General features: G+C 72.6%; 11 protein-coding genes. 7 read left to right on the top strand and 4 right to left on the bottom strand.

Annotation, left to right across the window (positions count from 1 at the left end; all coding sequences use genetic code 11):
• Together ADY59_RS51980 and ADY59_RS41350 are read left to right on the top strand one after the other, a co-directional pair.
• Window positions 1-2,197, top strand: a 2,197-nt coding sequence (locus ADY59_RS51980; protein ID WP_197094091.1) for a hypothetical protein, incomplete at its 5' end; no start/stop codon positions are given.
• A gap of 135 nt (window positions 2,198-2,332) precedes the next feature.
• Window positions 2,333-3,460, top strand: coding sequence for a DUF418 domain-containing protein (locus ADY59_RS41350; protein ID WP_231619142.1), 1,128 nt, complete (start codon window positions 2,333-2,335; stop codon window positions 3,458-3,460).
• Here the strand turns inward: ADY59_RS41350 and ADY59_RS41345 are convergent.
• The 3 genes from ADY59_RS41345 to ADY59_RS41335 form a co-directional block, all read right to left on the bottom strand.
• Complete coding sequence (locus ADY59_RS41345; RefSeq protein ID WP_053175636.1) at window positions 3,417-4,760, bottom strand: GH39 family glycosyl hydrolase; 1,344 nt, start codon at window positions 4,758-4,760, stop codon at window positions 3,417-3,419. The two genes, ADY59_RS41350 and ADY59_RS41345, sit on opposite strands and share 44 nt — an antisense overlap.
• 140 nt (window positions 4,761-4,900) lie before the next feature.
• Window positions 4,901-5,650 carry an SDR family oxidoreductase gene (locus ADY59_RS41340; protein WP_049574905.1) on the bottom strand — a complete coding sequence of 250 codons (750 nt, stop codon included), beginning with the start codon at window positions 5,648-5,650 and terminating at the stop codon, window positions 4,901-4,903.
• Between the two features lie 7 nt (window positions 5,651-5,657).
• A complete protein-coding gene (locus ADY59_RS41335; RefSeq protein WP_049574902.1) occupies window positions 5,658-6,689 on the bottom strand; it encodes a phosphotransferase family protein in 1,032 nt (343 codons plus the stop codon).
• A 143-nt stretch (window positions 6,690-6,832) separates the two neighbouring features.
• Between ADY59_RS41335 and ADY59_RS41330 the strand changes: the two genes are divergently transcribed.
• Both ADY59_RS41330 and ADY59_RS41325 read left to right on the top strand, forming a co-directional pair.
• Window positions 6,833-7,915: a GNAT family N-acetyltransferase gene (locus tag ADY59_RS41330; protein ID WP_049574901.1), complete on the top strand. Its 1,083-nt coding sequence runs from the start codon at window positions 6,833-6,835 to the stop codon at window positions 7,913-7,915.
• The gene (locus ADY59_RS41325) at window positions 7,912-9,018 is read left to right on the top strand and encodes a DegT/DnrJ/EryC1/StrS family aminotransferase (RefSeq protein WP_049574900.1); all 1,107 of its coding nucleotides are present in this window, start codon (window positions 7,912-7,914) and stop codon (window positions 9,016-9,018) included. Before ADY59_RS41330 ends, ADY59_RS41325 begins: the two co-directional genes overlap by 4 nt.
• Window positions 9,019-9,032: 14 nt before the next feature.
• On the opposite strand, the gene pdxR is transcribed toward ADY59_RS41325, so the two are convergent.
• Window positions 9,033-10,412, bottom strand: a complete 1,380-nt coding sequence (gene pdxR, locus ADY59_RS41320) for a MocR-like pyridoxine biosynthesis transcription factor PdxR (RefSeq protein WP_049574897.1) — start codon at window positions 10,410-10,412, stop codon at window positions 9,033-9,035.
• A 72-nt stretch (window positions 10,413-10,484) separates the two neighbouring features.
• Between pdxR and ADY59_RS41315 the strand changes: the two genes are divergently transcribed.
• From ADY59_RS41315 to ADY59_RS41305, 3 genes are all read left to right on the top strand, one after another.
• Complete coding sequence (locus tag ADY59_RS41315) at window positions 10,485-11,123, top strand: pyridoxamine 5'-phosphate oxidase family protein (protein WP_049574895.1); 639 nt, start codon at window positions 10,485-10,487, stop codon at window positions 11,121-11,123.
• A gap of 116 nt (window positions 11,124-11,239) precedes the next feature.
• Window positions 11,240-13,531 (top strand): serine/threonine-protein kinase, encoded by a 2,292-nt coding sequence (locus tag ADY59_RS47830; protein WP_053175633.1) that lies wholly within the window; start codon window positions 11,240-11,242, stop codon window positions 13,529-13,531.
• A gap of 113 nt (window positions 13,532-13,644) precedes the next feature.
• The coding region (locus tag ADY59_RS41305) for a serine/threonine protein kinase (RefSeq protein WP_049574893.1) at window positions 13,645-14,877 on the top strand (1,233 nt) is incomplete at its 3' end.

Raw genomic sequence — 14,877 nt, 5'->3', positions numbered from 1 at the left:
GGCCGGGGCGACGGCGCTCGGGGAACGGGCGGGGCAGCGGCGGGCGGGGAAGGTGGCCGCGCTGGTCGCCAGTGCGCCGAAGTGGTTGCCGGTGCTGCTGGTGCTAGAGGGCCTGGTCATGTACGTGCTGGCCCTCAAGGTGAGCCCGGGCCCGCTGCGGGGCGTGGATCCGGCCGACATCAACGGCCTGGGCCTCATCTCGGCGCTGCCGGTCAGCGCGTTCGTGGCCATCCTGATCATGATCGCGTCGTTCTTCGTCACGGTCGCCCAGAGCACCGACCGCAAGTTCCTGCTGCTGTTCCAGATCGCGGCGATCACGTTCGCGTTGCATGGCGCCGGGGCGCTGGTGGCCGAGGAGCCGCGGTTCCCGACCGCGTACATCCATGCCGGTTTCGTGGAGTTCATCGCGAGGACCGGCGACACGGCGATCAGCATCGACGGCCGGATGGGCTGGCCGGGGTTCTTCGCGTTGTTCGCGTTCGTGACGAAGACGGCGGGGATCACCGATCTGACGCCGATTCTCAACTGGGCGCCGCTGCTGTCGAACCTGCTCTACCTGCTGCCGTTCGTGCTGATCCTGCGTCAGGTGGTGGCGACGACGCGGGCGCGCTGGTTCGCGGCGCTGCTGTTCGTGCTGGTGCAGTGGATCGGGCAGGACTACTTCTCGCCGCAGGGCTTCACGTTCGCCCTCTATCTGGTGTTCGTGGCGATCCTGCTGCGGTGGTTCGGCCGGGTGGAGCCGCGGGTGAAGCCGGTGCCGGCCAAGGGTCTGCGCAGGCTGCTGGGCCGGCTGGACGCGATGACGCCGGGCGAGCTGGCCAACACCGGCATGTTCCGGGCCGACAAGCTGCTGATGCTGATGCTGGTGGTCGCGTTGTTCGCGGCGGCGACGGCCTCGCACCAGATCACGCCGTTCATGATGCTGGGTGTGCTGACGGCGTTCCTGCTGTTCAAGCGGACGTCGCTGACGTGGGCGCTGCCGTTCCTGCTCGGGCTGGTGGTGCTGGCCTGGATCAGCTATCAGACGGTGGGCTTCTGGGCCGGGCAGATCGACGCGATCTTCGGCGGCCTGGGCGACATCGTGTCGAACCTGCAGCGCAACACCGGCGACCGGATCGAGGGCAGCGACGAGCTGCACGCGATGGTGCTGCAGGCGCGGCTGGGCATCCTGGTGGTGATCCTGGCGCTGGCGGCGACGGGCCTGCTGCGGCGGCTGCGGCGCGGGGTGTTCGACCGGGCGGCGCTGATCCTGCTGTGCGTGCCGGTGCTGGCGCTGGCGCTGCAGAGCTACGGCGGCGAGATCGGGCTGCGCATCTACATGTTCGCGCTGCCGGGAGCCTGCCTGCTGGCGGCGTACGCGTTCTTCCCGAACCTGCCGGCCGACGGCACGGACGTGCGCGAGGAGACCGTCCCCGAACGCAGGCGGAACGTCCGGTTCAACCCGGAGCTGACCAAGAAGGTGTCGCTGGTGCTGGCGGCCTGCTTCGCGGTCATGTTCTCGATGGCCTTCCTAGTGGCTCGCTACGGCAACGAGAAGTTCGAGCGGGTGACCACGGGCGAGGTCGCGGCCATGCACTACGTCTACGAGCACGACCGGCCGAGCGCCCGGGTGGTCTATCTGGTGCCGAAGGTGGGGCGGGAGGTCACGCCCACGCTGCCGTGGGGCGAGCGCGACATCGAGCTGGTCAACTTCGCCGGGCAGGCGCTGGTGCACAAGGACCCGACCGCCATCGAGGACGTGGTCGACCGGATGCGGCCCGGCCCGGAGAGCCCGCGCAACACCTATCTGGTGGTCAGCAAGGGTCAGATCAGTTATCTGCAGCTCAACGACGGTTTCCCGGCCGACTGGGGAGAGCGGTTCCGGGCGGCGCTGGACGCCTCGCCGGATCTGAAGAGGGTCTACTCCAACGACGACGCCGCCCTCTACACGTGGGGCAAGTTCGTCCGGGGCACCGAGATCCCCGATCCGCGCCCGTGGGAGGGACGCGGGGAGCCGACGTCGCCGTGGACGCCGTACGGCGTCGGGGCGCTGGCGGTGACGTGGATGGCGCTGTTCGGCTACGAGGTGATCCGGCTGAACGGCCCCGGCCGGGCCCCGAGGGCGCGCAGGTGGCTGCTGGGGATCGCGGTGCCGACGTTCGTGGTGGCCGTGGGCGTGGTCGTCGAACGCTTCGTCTACATCGCGGGAATCAACTGATTTCCCAGGAAACACTTAGGTTATGCGGAATGATGTCCCTTGATGGCGGCACAGGGGACATTTCGCATTAATCAGGGGACCTCCAGGATTGCGGCGATTGATGCGCTGCGGGGCTTCGCCCTGCTGGGCATCCTCATGGTCAACATCGCCTTCCTGGCCTCCGGCTACCGGATGGCCGGGCTCGCGGAGCCGGCGTTCGACGGGCCCGCCGACTGGGCGGTGCGGTGGGGCGTCACGCTGCTCGTGGAGAACAAGTTCTACCTGCTGTTCTCGTTCCTGTTCGGCTACAGCCTGACCCTGCAGATCGGGTCGGCGGCAGGGCGGGGGCTGGCGTTCACGCCGATGTTCCTGCGGCGGCTGGCCGGGCTCTTCGTGCTCGGCGCGGCACACGCGGTGCTGCTGTTCCCCGGCGACATCCTGACCACGTACGCGGTGGTGGGGGTGGCGTTGCTGCTGCTGCGCCGGATCCGGGTCAGGACGGCGCTGGCGCTGTCGGCGGCGCTGACCGGCCTGCTCGCGCTGGGTTTCCTGGTGCTGGCCTGGCTGGCCGCGCGCGGGGTGGACCTGCCGGGCGTGGCCTCGCACCCGCCGGCCGAGGCCGCCGGGGTGGACCGGTCGCTGTCGGGGTCGGCGGTCCAGATCGTCGGCGAGCATCTGCGCGAGCTGTCGGTGATCGTCGTCAGGCGGGTGCTCTTCCAGGCCCCGGCCGTGCTGGCCGCCTGCCTGCTGGGCCTGGCGGCGGGCCGGGCGGGCCTGCTGGGCGGCTCCGGGCCGCGTACGGCCACGCTGCGGCGGATGCAGTGGATCGGCTTCCCGGTGGGCCTGGCGGGCGCGCTGGTCGCCACGATGTCGGTCTGGGGCGGCCCGGTGCACCGCTTCGCCGGCGAGGCCGCCGCCCTGCTCACCGCTCCCCTGCTGGCCGCTGCCTACGCGGCCACGCTGCTGCGGCTGCTGCCCCTGCTGCCGCGCCTGGGCCGCGCGCTGGCCTGGGCCGGGCGGATGGCGCTGTCGAACTATCTGGCGCAGTCGCTGATCTGCGCGCTGATCTTCACCGGGTACGGGCTCGCCCTGGTCGACCGGGTGGGCCCGCCGCTCCAGGCGGTGATCGCCGCCACCGTCTTCGCCGGGCAGGTGCTCGTGAGCCGCCACTGGCTGCGCGCGCACCGCTACGGCCCGGTGGAGCGGCTGCTGCGCTCACTGACGTACGGGAGCTCGCGGGTCAGGCCCCGCCCCGGCCACTCCACTGGATCTCGTACGGCTTGAGCGTCACCTGCCTGCCGTCGACCGTGGCGGTCACGTCGGCGTCGGAGGTGTTGACCATGACGAGCTGGCGGGGCTGCGCCAGCACCCTGACGCGCGGGTCGGAGCTCTGCACCTGCTGCAGCTCGACCCCGGCCGGGAACCACCTGGTGAAGCCGCTCAGCAGCCCGGCCATGGGCATCTCCTTGCCGCGCCCCGGGGTCCACAGGCAGCCGGGGCAGTCGGCGCCGCCCTTGGCCTGCGGGTTCCAGTAGAGGGCGGTGGTGACGCCGCTCCTGGCGAACTCCATGAGCGCGGTGGCCTGCACGGCGGTGCGCTTGTCCTCGCTCCAGCCGGACTCGTCCGGCTCGACGTACCACTCGGCCCACCACACAGGCAGGTTGCCGCTCTTCTGCCGCAGCCACTGGGTGATCGCGCCGAACTTGCCCGTGGCGGCGAAGTCGTCGGGGATGTTGCCCTGGTCGGTCGTCATCGTGCCGGCGTCGACGACGATGAAGTCGGCGCCCTTCTTGTGCTCGATCCAGTATTCGATGGCGTCGAGCGCCCGCTGGTCGACGGTGCCGTAGGGGCCGGTCAGCTCGGAGGCGGCGCCGCGCGCGGTGCTCACGATCGGCACGTACGGGCCGCCGACCTGGATCTCGCTGTCGACCTGCTTCAGCGCGTCGTAGACCTTGTTGTAGAGCTCGGTGTAGCCCTCGGCGTCCCACCGGTTGGTTGAGGTGTTCCAGAAGCCCTTGAACTCGTTCCACACCATGTAGTGCTTGACCGTCGGGTACTGCCTGGCGACCCGGGCGGCGAGCTTGGCGTAGTCGTCGAAGTGCTCCGGATCGGGGGCGACGGTGTGGTTCTTGCTCCAGTCGGTGCGGCCGGGCTGCCCGCCCTTCATCCAGTCGGGGGCGCAGCACAGCGTGATGACCGGGATGGCCCGCGAGTCGGCCATGAGCTTGAGCCGCCGGTCGAGGTCGCGGAAGTTGTACTGGCCGGGGCTTGGCTCGGGGTTGTTGGCGCCCCAGCCCATGATGTGCTGGTTCTGCAGCAGCGGGACGCGGCCCAGGATGTGCTTGGCCTGCTCCCGCACGCGGCGGTTGTCGTTGTCGGCGCTGTACTGGGTGTGGGTGACGCCCCAGCGGGGCCAGTCGGGCAGCGCGGGCGGCGGGTCGAGTGACGGGGCGGGCGAGCTGGGCGCCGGCTGGGCGATCTCACCGCCGGAGAACTCGGCGGCGGGCTTGTCGCCGGACGGGCGGGAGCCCGCGTAGATCATGATGCCGGCGACGAGCAGGACGGCCAGGACACCGGCTCCCACGGCGATCGGCCACGGTGACCGCCTGTGGGCATGTCGGCCGTCCGTCGGAATCACGGAATCCACCCCTCACGCAACGTTCCAAAAGGCCGGGCGTGGTGGCCCGGCCTTTCACACCGTATCCATCCGGTCGTGCCGACCGATCAGGACGATGGTGGCCGCTGGCCGGTCGCGGGTCCAGGAACTCCCGCATAACGGTACGGCACCGGTTGCCTGCCAGGTTGCACGACGAGCAAGGTGCCCGAATCCTCTGCGTAGAAGGCGGTCTCGACGGCGGCGGCCACGTCGTCGGCGGTGAGCAGGGGGAACCCGGCGCTGACGAACAGCTCCTTGGCGTCGGCCACCAGCGGGGTGTCGGTGAATCCGGGGCAGACGGCGCCGATCCTGATGTTCTCCTTGGCCAGCGGCCCCGCCAGGGCCCGGACGAGGCCGACGACGGCGTGCTTGGTCATCGTGTAGACGGGGTCGCCGTCGAAGCCGACGAGCCCGGCCAGCGAGGCGGTGACCACGATCGCGCCGCCGCCGGAGCGCTTGAGCAGCGGCACGCCGGCCACCACGCCGAACACCACGCCGTCGATGTTCACGCCGACGATCTTGCGGTAGCGCGCCGGGTCGAAGGCGGCCAGGTCGGGGCCGCCGGCGATGCCGGCGTTGAGATGGACCAGGTCGAGCCGGCCGTAGCGCTCCTCAGCCAGCTCCACGGCGTCGTGCGAGGCCTGCTCGGTGCTGACGTCGGCGGCCAGCCAGGCGCCGCCCACCTCCTTGGCGAGCCTCTCCACGCCCTCACCGTCGAGGTCGACGAGGACGCACTTGGCGCCGCCCGCCGCCAGCCGACGGGCCACCGAGGCCCCGATGCCGCTCGCGGCCCCGGTGATCAGTGCAACTGTGCTCATGGCTCTCCTATGAGGGTTGGTCGAGCATGCGGTGCGCGCGGGCGATCAGAGTGGGCACGGCGGAGCCGATCCGGTCGAAGCCCTCCCCCACGGTCTTACCTTGACGGAAGCGGGCGTGGATACCCTCCACGATGACCGCCAGCTTGAAATTGCCGAAAGCCACGTAGAACCCAAGGTCTGAAATATCGCGACCTGAGGCTTTCGCGTAGTGCTCGGCGAACTCGGCGGCGTTCAGGAAGCCCGGCGCCGTCGTGACGTCGCCGGCCACCGGGATGCTCGCCCGCTCCTCGTCCCCGGCCTCGTGCCAGTAGGTCAGCGTCAGCCCCAGATCGGCCAGCGGGTCGCCGAGCGTGGACATCTCCCAGTCCACCACGCCCAGGATCTCCGGCTCCGGGCCGAGCCGTACCAGCGTGTTGTCCAGCCGGTAGTCGCCGTGCACGAGGGTGCCGGTCGAGCGCGCCGGCAGCCGCTCGCGCAGCCGGGCCACGAGCCGGTCGTACTCGGGCCGGTCGGCGGTCTTCGACCGCTCCCACTGCTGGCCCCAGCGCTCGATCTGCCGGGCCAGGTAGCCGTCGGGCCGCCCGAAGTCCGCCAGGCCCGCCTCCCGGTAGTCCACGGCGTGGATGGCGGCCAGCACCTCGGCCAGCCGTTCGGCCAGCCGCCTGGTCCGCGCGGGCTCCGGCTCGCCGAGCTCGTCCCGGCCGCGCACCGCCGCCCCGTCCACGTATCCCATCAGGTAGAACGGCGCCCCCACGACCTCCTCGTCGGCGCAGAACGCGACGGGCTCGGGCACCGGGACCGGGGTCGGGGCGAGCGCGGAGATGACCCGCCACTCCCGCCGCATGTCGTGCGCGGTGGGCAGCACGTGACCGAGCGGCGGCCGGCGCAGCACCACGCGGCGCTCGCGGGTCTCGATGAGGTAGGTCAGGTTCGACCGCCCGCCGGAGATCAGCGAGACGGACAGGGGCTCGCCCGCGTCGGGCACGTGCCTGCCCATCCACGCGAACAGCCGGGGCCGGTCAATCCCAGGTACGGTCATGGACAACTATTAGAACGCCACTCGGTCCTGAATGCCACCTGGGAGTTGCGTAACGTTACGGACCTTCGCCGACGGGCGCACTCCAGATCCCGTAGCCTGAGAGGACATGTCTGCCTGCAGAGGCATGTCCACAGTGGGAGCCCATGCACGTCACGATCGCTCGCCCCGATGAGCTGGGGGCAACCGAGCTGAGCCGCTGGCGCACCCTGCAGGAAGCCGACGCCGCCTTCGACAACCCCTTCCTGTCCCCGGAGTTCACGATCGCCGTCGGCGGGCTGCGTGAGCAGGTCAGGGTCGCGGTGATCCACGACGGGCCCGACATCGTGGGGTTCTTCCCGTTCGAGCGGCATCCGCTGGGCATCGGCAAGCCGGTGGCCGCCGGACTCACCGACGCCCAGGGCATGATCCACGTGAAGGACTCCGGCATCCCGGCGCAGTGGCTGCTGCGGCAGTGCGGGCTGTCGGTCTACGAGTTCGACCATCTCGTCGCCGGCCAGCCGCTGCTGGGCAGGCGGCACGAGTCCTACCCGTCGCCCATCATCTGCCTGCGTGACGGCTTCGACGCCTACACCGGCTTCCTGCGCGCGCATTCCGGCAAGACGTACAAGTCCACGCTGGCCAAGTCACGCAAGCTGCAGCGCGACATCGGCGAGATCCACCACGACTACGCCACCCCCGACCTGGCGCCGCTGCGCACGCTGCTCGCGTGGAAGACCGACCAGTACCGGCGCACCGGCCGCACCGACAGGTTCGCCCACCAGTGGATCGTCGAGCTGGTCGAGCGGCTGCTGGCCACCCGCACCGACAGCTTCGCCGGCGTCCTCGACATGGTCTACGTCGACGGCGAGCCGATGGCCGGCCACTTCGGCATCCGCACCCGCACCACGCTGGCCGGCTGGTTCCCCGCCTACGACACGCGGTTCGCCAAGTACTCCCCCGGCCTCATCCACCACCTGGCGATGGCCGAGCGGGCCGCCGGGGCCGGCATCCAGATGATCGACATGGGCCGCGGCGACAAGGAGTACAAGGAGAAGCTGAAGACCGGCGAGCTGGCCGTCGCCGAGGGCCGCGTCGTCCGGCCCGGCCCGGCGGCCGGCGTGCACTGGATGCTGCGGGTGCCCGCGCGCAAGGCCCGCGCCACGGTGCTCGCCAACCCGCTGCTGCTCAGGACGGCCGACAAGGCGCTGAAGACCTACGGCCGGCTGCGCGCCACGCTCCCCGGATGAGGCTCATCGCCGAGCGCACCGGCCGGCACTGCCTGCTGCTGCCGTCCAACCGGCTCGGCCTCTACCTGGCGTTACGCCACTGGTGCGAACCCGGCCAGCGGCTGCTCATGTCGCCGATCTCGGCCGACGAGATCCTCTTCCTGGTGCTGGCGGCCGGGCTGCGCCCGGTGATCGCGCCGCTCTCGCCGCGCGACGGCAACATCGACGCCGCCCGCGTGGACCTCTCCCGCGTCGACGCCGTCCTGACCACCAATCTGTACGGGCTGCCGGACCAGGTGACGGCGTTCACCGGCAAGGTGCTGGTGGAGGACGTGGCGCACGCGATGGAGACCGACGTCGGCGGGCGCCCTCTCGGCACGTTCGGGCAGGCGGGCGTGTTCAGCCTCGCCAAGCATCCCGGCGCGGGCTCGGGCGGCGTGCTGGCCGTCGAGCACGCCGCCGATCTGAAGGCCCTGGAGATCGCCCGCGACAAGCTGCTGGAGCCGGGCGCCTTCCGGGCCGAGCTGTTCGCGGTGGCCACCTCGATGGCCCGGCAGGCGGCGCTCAGGCTCGATCTGGTCCGCCCGGCGCTGTGGTTGATGCGGGCCCTCGGCCTGCAGGAGGAGCGCGAGGGTTACCGCATCCGGCTGGAGGCCGAGGCGCTGGCCGAGGTGCTGCCGGTGGCGCCGCTGCTGCCGCCGTTCGATCCCTGGGTGCGCGCCGACCTGCACGACTACCGCGCCGCGCGGGGCCCGCTGGCCCGCTGGTACCAGCGCAGGCGGCTGGCGGCGGTGCCGCGCGAGCGGGCCGGGCGGCTCGCCGGCGTCGAGCGGCTGGCCGCGCTGCCGTCGGCCGCCCCGGCCGTGCGCGACGACCCGAGCCGGCCGTTGTTCCGCGTCCCGCTGCTGGTGCGCGACCGCGACGCGGCGATCGCCGCGCTGGAGCGGCGCGGCGTGGCGACCGGCTACCTGTACGACCCGCCGTACGACGACTACGCCGGGCCGTTCACCGAGCCCTCCCCCGACCCGGAGCCGGCCCGGCGGTGGGCGCGCCACGTGCTGCCGGTCGACCCGCTGTACGCCTCCCGCGCGCTGCCGGTGGTGGCCGGGCTCGCACCCGCCTGATCAGGCCGGCGGGATCACAGACGCCTGATCAGGCCGGCGACGATCCGGCAGCCCCGCCGCACGTCCGCCAGGGACGCCGAACCGTACCCGATCACCAGGCCGTGCAGGCGCTCGGCGCCGTGGTGGTGACGTTCGACGGTGTCGAGCAGGACGCCGCGCTCGGCGGCCCGCGCGACGATCCCGGGGGCGCTGCCGGGCGGCAGCTCGGCCAGCACGTGCAGCCCGGCCGTGTCGCCGCGCAGGCGGCAGACCGCGCCGAGGACCTCCACCACGACGGCGCGGCGGCGCGCGTACTCCAGGCGCATCCTGCGCAGGTGCCGGTCGAGGTCGCCGCGCTCCAGCAGCGTCGCCACCGCATGCTGGACCGGCCCGCTGGTGCGGTCGGCGACACTGCGCCGCAACCGGGCGACCCGGTCGACGGTCTCGGGCGCGGCCACCAGCCACCCGACGCCGACGTCGGGGGCCAGCGACTTCGACAGGGTGCCGAGCAGCACCACCCGGGACGGGTCCAGGCCGTACAAAGCGGGCAGCGGAGCCACGTCGTAGCGGAACTCGGCGTCGTAGTCGTCCTCGACGATGACCGCGCCCGTCCGCGCGGCCCACGACAGCAGCCGCTCCCGGCGCGGGATCGGCAGCCGGCCGCCCAGCGGGTACTGGTGGGCCGGGGTGGTGTACAGGACGCGCAGGCCGTCGGGCAGCCCGTCGACGATCACGCCGTCCTCGTCCACCGGGCACGGCACCACCTCCGCGCCCCGGGCGGCGAAGACGGCGCGGGCCGTGCGATAGCCGGGATCCTCGACGCCGGCCTTCGCGCCGGGGCCGAGCAGCGCCAGCGCGCACAGGTCGAGCCCGTTGCCGGTGCCCCGGGTGACCAGGATGTTCTCCGGCCCGACGGCCACCGCCCTGGTGCGGCGCAGGTGGCCGGCGAGCAGCTCCCTGAGGTGCGGCAGGCCGTACGGGTCGGGGTAGTCGCCGGGCGGCAGCTCGGCGGCCCGGCGCCAGGCGCGCTTCCAGGCGGCGCGGTCGTAGTCGCGCACCCACGGGTGGCCGGGCGTGAGGTTGATCGTGCGCTCGTCGGGCACGGCCGCCGGCGGAGGCGGCGGGGCCTGCGGCTCGGGGACCGCGCGGCGCGGCGTCTCCAGCGAGGCGACGAACGTGCCCGAGCCGTGCCGGCCGTCCAGCCAGCCCTCGGCGTAGAGCTGCTGGTAGGCCTCGGTCACCACGGTGCGGCTCACCTCCAGCTGCGCCGCCAGCCCGCGCGAGGACGGCAGCCGCTCGCCGGGCGCGAGCGCCCCCGACATCATGGCGTCGCGCAGCCAGGCCGCGAGCTGCGTAGTGAGCGGCACGGCGGCGTCCCGGGACAGCGATACGGGCAGGTCAACGAGGGTACGCACGCAAGTGGTCTCCGGGAAGCGGCAATCAGTGGCTCTACAGGATAAGTCCACTTTCCGGCTACCTTCGTGCGCATGCTCTCCACCACCCCGCGTACCCGGCTCGGCCGGGAGAAGCAGCGCGGCAGCCACGACCGTGACGACCTGTACGAGGTGCTCGACACCGGTCTGGTGTGCCACCTGGGAGTGGTCGTCGACGGTCACCCGATGGTGATCCCGACCGGTTACGGACGCGTGGGCGACACCCTCTACCTGCACGGCTCGACCGGCGCCCGATCGCTGCGCGCGGGCAAGGACAGCGAGGTGTGCGTCACGGTCACCCACCTCGACGGCATCGTGCTGGCCCGCTCGTCCTTCCACCATTCGGTCAACTACCGCTCCGCCGTCGTCTACGGCCGGGCCAGGCTGGTGACCGACGAGGACGAGCGGCTGCTGGGCCTGCGGGCGCTGACCGAGCAGCTCGCCCCAGGCCAGTGGGACTACGCCCGGCGGCCGACGCGCAAGGAGCTGGCCCAGACCGCCGTGCTCGCGCTGTCGCTGGAGGAGGCGTCGGTCAAGATCCGCCAGGGGCCCCCTTCCGACGACGAGGAGGACTACGCGCTGCCCATCTGGGCCGGGGTGCTGCCGCTGGTGACGACGTGGGGTGAGCCGGTGCCCGACCCGGTGCTTCCAGAAGGAATCGACATACCTGTTCACATCGGCGGCCGACAGTAGTTCCATGAATCAGGACCCACCGGGCAAACCAATCTCTTCGTTCGTGCGTCTCAACTTGGTGGGCCGCCTCTGATGGGAGAGGCAACATGGGCTGGGAAGCTCCTGGTTATACGGAAGTGAAGCAGCTCGGCACCGGCGCCGCCGGCCGGGTCGTCCTCGCCGTGCACGATGACACGGGCATCAACGTCGCGATCAAGTACCTGTCGGACCGCTGGCGGCGTGACCCGGTGGCGCTCGCGCGCTTCCGGGCCGAGGCCCGCACGCTGACCACGCTGCGCCACCCGAACGTCGCCACGCTGTGGGAGTACATCCAGGACCCGCAGGGCGCCGCCATCGTGATGGAGCTGGTCAACGGCGTGTCGCTGCGCGCCCTGCTGCGCGAGAACGGCACCACCGGGCCGGAGGCGGCGCTGGTCGTCCTCAAGGGCTCGCTGCTCGGCCTGGCCAAGGCGCACGAGACCGGGCTGGTGCACCGCGACTACAAGCCGGAGAACGTCATCGTCCGCGACGACGGCGTCAGCAAGCTCGTCGACTTCGGCATCGCCGTACGCCAGGGGACGATCTCCCAGCCCGAGGGCACGCCCCCGTACATGGCGCCGGAGCTGTGGGCCGGCGAGCCGTCCTCGGCCGCGACCGACGTCTACGCCGCCACGGCCGTCTTCTTCGAGTGCCTGACCGGGCAGCGGCCCTACCGGTCCACCGAGCCGGTCGTGCTCGGCTACCAGCACGTGCACGCGCCCATCCCGGTCCAGGACGCGCCCGCGCCGGTGCGCGGGCTCATCGAGCGCGGGCTGGCCAAGGACCCGGCGGCCCGGCCGACGGGCGCCGAGGCGTTCGTGGCCGAGCTGGAGACGGTCGCGGCGGCGGCCTACGGCGAGGACTGGGAGGAGCGCGGCAGGCGGCGGCTGGCGGCGCTGGTGCTGATGCTCGCCCTGCTCATGCCCGAGCCCCCGCCCGCCGAGCCGCAGGTCTCGACCACGATGGCGCGCACCCGGTTCGGCAACGGGTTCCGCGGCGTGCGCGGGCACGTGACCAAGACCGCGATGGGCGCGACGCTGGCCGCGCTGGTGGCGGTGTCGGCCGCGCTGGTGATCGCCAACCGGGACCGGGAGACGCCGTTCGAGCCGGTCGCCGCCGCGCCGCCCACGGAGTCCGGCATCCCCGTCGCGGCCCCGCCCTCGCTGGTCCCGAGCGTCACCCCGCAGTCACTCCCTCCGGAGGAGACCGACGCGCCGCCCGGCGGCACCGACTCGGCCGCGGTCCCCACCGGCGCGCCGACGACCGCCGGCCCGGCCACCCCGGCGTCCACGCTCACCTCCGGGCCGGCCGCGACGCGCACCTCCCGGCCCCCGTCCACCTCCACGTCCAAGGCCACCTCGACGTCCAAGGCCACCTCCACGCCGACGTCCACTCCCACGAGCACTCCGACGGTCACGCCGACCTCGACCCCGACGCCCACCGTGACCGTGACCCCGTCGCCCGTGACCTCGGTGTCCCGGCTCGGGGTCGGCCGGCTCGCCGTGGACGGCGCCGTCGCCGCCGGGACCTTCACGCTCGCCGCCACCGGCGCCGCCACGATCACCGTCGAGGCCACCTGGCGAGCCGGCGGGAAGAGCGTGCACACCGAGCGCCTGCGGCTGCGGGGCGACACCTCCTACACCCGCACGCTGCGGCACACCTTCCCTGAACGGCCCTGCGGGCAGGACGTCACCCTCACCGTCGCATCCACCCCGGCCGCACCCGGCGGCGCCAGGTCGGCCACGGTCAGCGTGCCGCCCTGCCCCACGGAGGTCACCGGGTTACGCGCCACCCTCCGCCTGGACGGCGCCACCGCCCGGGCCCGGCTCACCATGACCACCAGCGGCACCGCCGAGGTGCCCGTCACCGCCGCGTTCGCGGTCAACGGGGACCGCGTCGCCGACCGCTCGGCGACGCTGTCCGGGCGCACCTCGTACACCCGGGACCTCACCCACGCCTTCCGCTCCCGTCCGTGCGACTCCACCGTCTCGGTGCTCGTACGCGCCGGCGGCCGCACGGCCACCGCCCGCGCCCGCGTGACCTGCCCGCCGGAGGTGAAGAGCGTCTCGATCGTCCGGTCCGCGTTCGACGACGCCACGGCCACGGCCACGGTGGCGGTGGGCACCGGCAACGCCCGGCCCGTCCAGCTGACCGTGACCTTCCGCCTCGGCGGCGGCGTCGCCGGCACCCGGGTGCTGACGCTGTCCGGCGAGACCTCCTACGTCAGCACCGTGAGCCACGCCTTCGGCCAGGTGCCCTGCGGGACGACCTGGCAGGTGCACGCCTCGACCAGCCCTGGCGCGGGCAGCGGCGCGGCGACGGCGGGCGGCAGGACCCCGGCCTGCGAGCCGCCGCAGGAGCCCACCGAGGAGCCGGGAACCATCGACTGACCTGCACTTTCCTAGATGTACGGATATCTGGTGACGCGGTGAGGTATCCGACGGTTAAGCTACGGCTCGTCTGTTAAGGGTGGGGGCCCAGAAGACTCCAGAGGAGAACCGTTATGTACGGTGATGGGCAGTGGGGGGTCCCCGGATACACCGAGGTTCGCGAACTCGGCAGCGGTGCCGCCGGCCGCGTGGTCCTGGCCCGGCGCGACCGCGACGACGCCGAGGTCGCCATCAAGTACCTGTCCGACGAGCTGCGCTCCGACGTGAGCTTCGTCGCCCGCTTCCGGCACGAGGCCAGGCTGCTCGGCACGCTGCGCAGCCCGCACAACGCGCGTCTCATCGACTACGTCGAGACCGGGCGGGGCGCGGCCATCGTCATGGAGCTCGTCGACGGCGTCTCCCTGCGCGCACTGCTCAGGTCGGAGGGCCCGACGGGCCCGGAGGCCGCGCTGACCGTGCTCAAGGGCTCGCTCCAGGGCCTGGCCGCCGCGCACGCGATCGGCGTCGTGCACCGCGACTTCAAGCCCGAGAACGTCATCGTCCGGGGCGACGGCGACAGCAAGCTCGTCGACTTCGGCATCGCGGTGATGGCCGGCGAGGGCGCCCGCGCCGCCGGAACCCCGCCGTACATGGCACCCGAGCAGTGGTCCGGGATGCCGGCCTCGCCCGCCACCGACGTGTACGCCGCCACGGTGGTGTTCTTCGAGTGCCTCACGGGCGCCCGGCCGTTCCGCGCCTCGAACGTCGCCGCGCTGGCCCACCAGCACCAGGCCACCCCGCCGCCGGTCGAGGAGGTGCCGGCGCCGCTGCGCGACCTGGTCGAGCGCGGCATGGCCAAGCAGGCGGCCGCGCGTCCCGTATCGGCCGAGGCGTTCCTGGCCGAGCTGGAGGCCGTCGCGGCGGGCGCGTACGGCGAGGACTGGGAGGAGCGGGGCAGGCGGCGGCTGTCGGCGCTGGCCGGGCTGCTGCTCCTGCTGTTCCCGTCGGCACCGGACGCGCCGGCGCAGGTGCACACCACGCTCGCCGAGACCCGCTTCGGCAGGCCGGGCAAGCTGATGTCCAAGCTCACGGGCAAGATCGCGATCGGCGCGGTGTGCACCGGAGTGGTCATCACGGTGGGGCTCGTCCTCGTGAACACCCTCGACGGCGAGCGCACCCTGACCGCCCAGAGCTCCGAGGTGACCCCGCCGCTCCTCGCTCCGACGACCGAGCCGGCCGAGGCCGCCGAGCCCTCGCCCTCGGAGCCGCCGGACACCGAGCCACCGGCCGCCGACCCGTCCATCGACCCGTCCGCCGGCCCCACGCCCACCGCCGAGGAGCCCCAGCCGGACCCGGTCGCCACGACC

The sequence above is a fragment of the Nonomuraea sp. SBT364 genome (genome assembly GCF_001083785.1).
GTDB lineage: Bacteria > Actinomycetota > Actinomycetes > Streptosporangiales > Streptosporangiaceae > Nonomuraea.
This window is presented reverse-complemented; position numbering and strand designations above follow the sequence as displayed.

What these genes read in the sequence shown, in the direction of transcription:
- ADY59_RS41350 (WP_231619142.1), top strand. Translation starts at nt 2,333, where the DNA reads ATGGTCAACATCGCCTTCCTGGCCTCCGGCTACCGGATGGCCGGGCTC.
- ADY59_RS41340 (WP_049574905.1), bottom strand. Translation starts at nt 5,650, where the DNA reads ATGAGCACAGTTGCACTGATCACCGGGGCCGCGAGCGGCATCGGGGCC.
- ADY59_RS41335 (WP_049574902.1), bottom strand. Translation starts at nt 6,689, where the DNA reads ATGACCGTACCTGGGATTGACCGGCCCCGGCTGTTCGCGTGGATGGGC.
- ADY59_RS41330 (WP_049574901.1), top strand. Translation starts at nt 6,833, where the DNA reads ATGCACGTCACGATCGCTCGCCCCGATGAGCTGGGGGCAACCGAGCTG.
- ADY59_RS41325 (WP_049574900.1), top strand. Translation starts at nt 7,912, where the DNA reads ATGAGGCTCATCGCCGAGCGCACCGGCCGGCACTGCCTGCTGCTGCCG.
- ADY59_RS41315 (WP_049574895.1), top strand. Translation starts at nt 10,485, where the DNA reads ATGCTCTCCACCACCCCGCGTACCCGGCTCGGCCGGGAGAAGCAGCGC.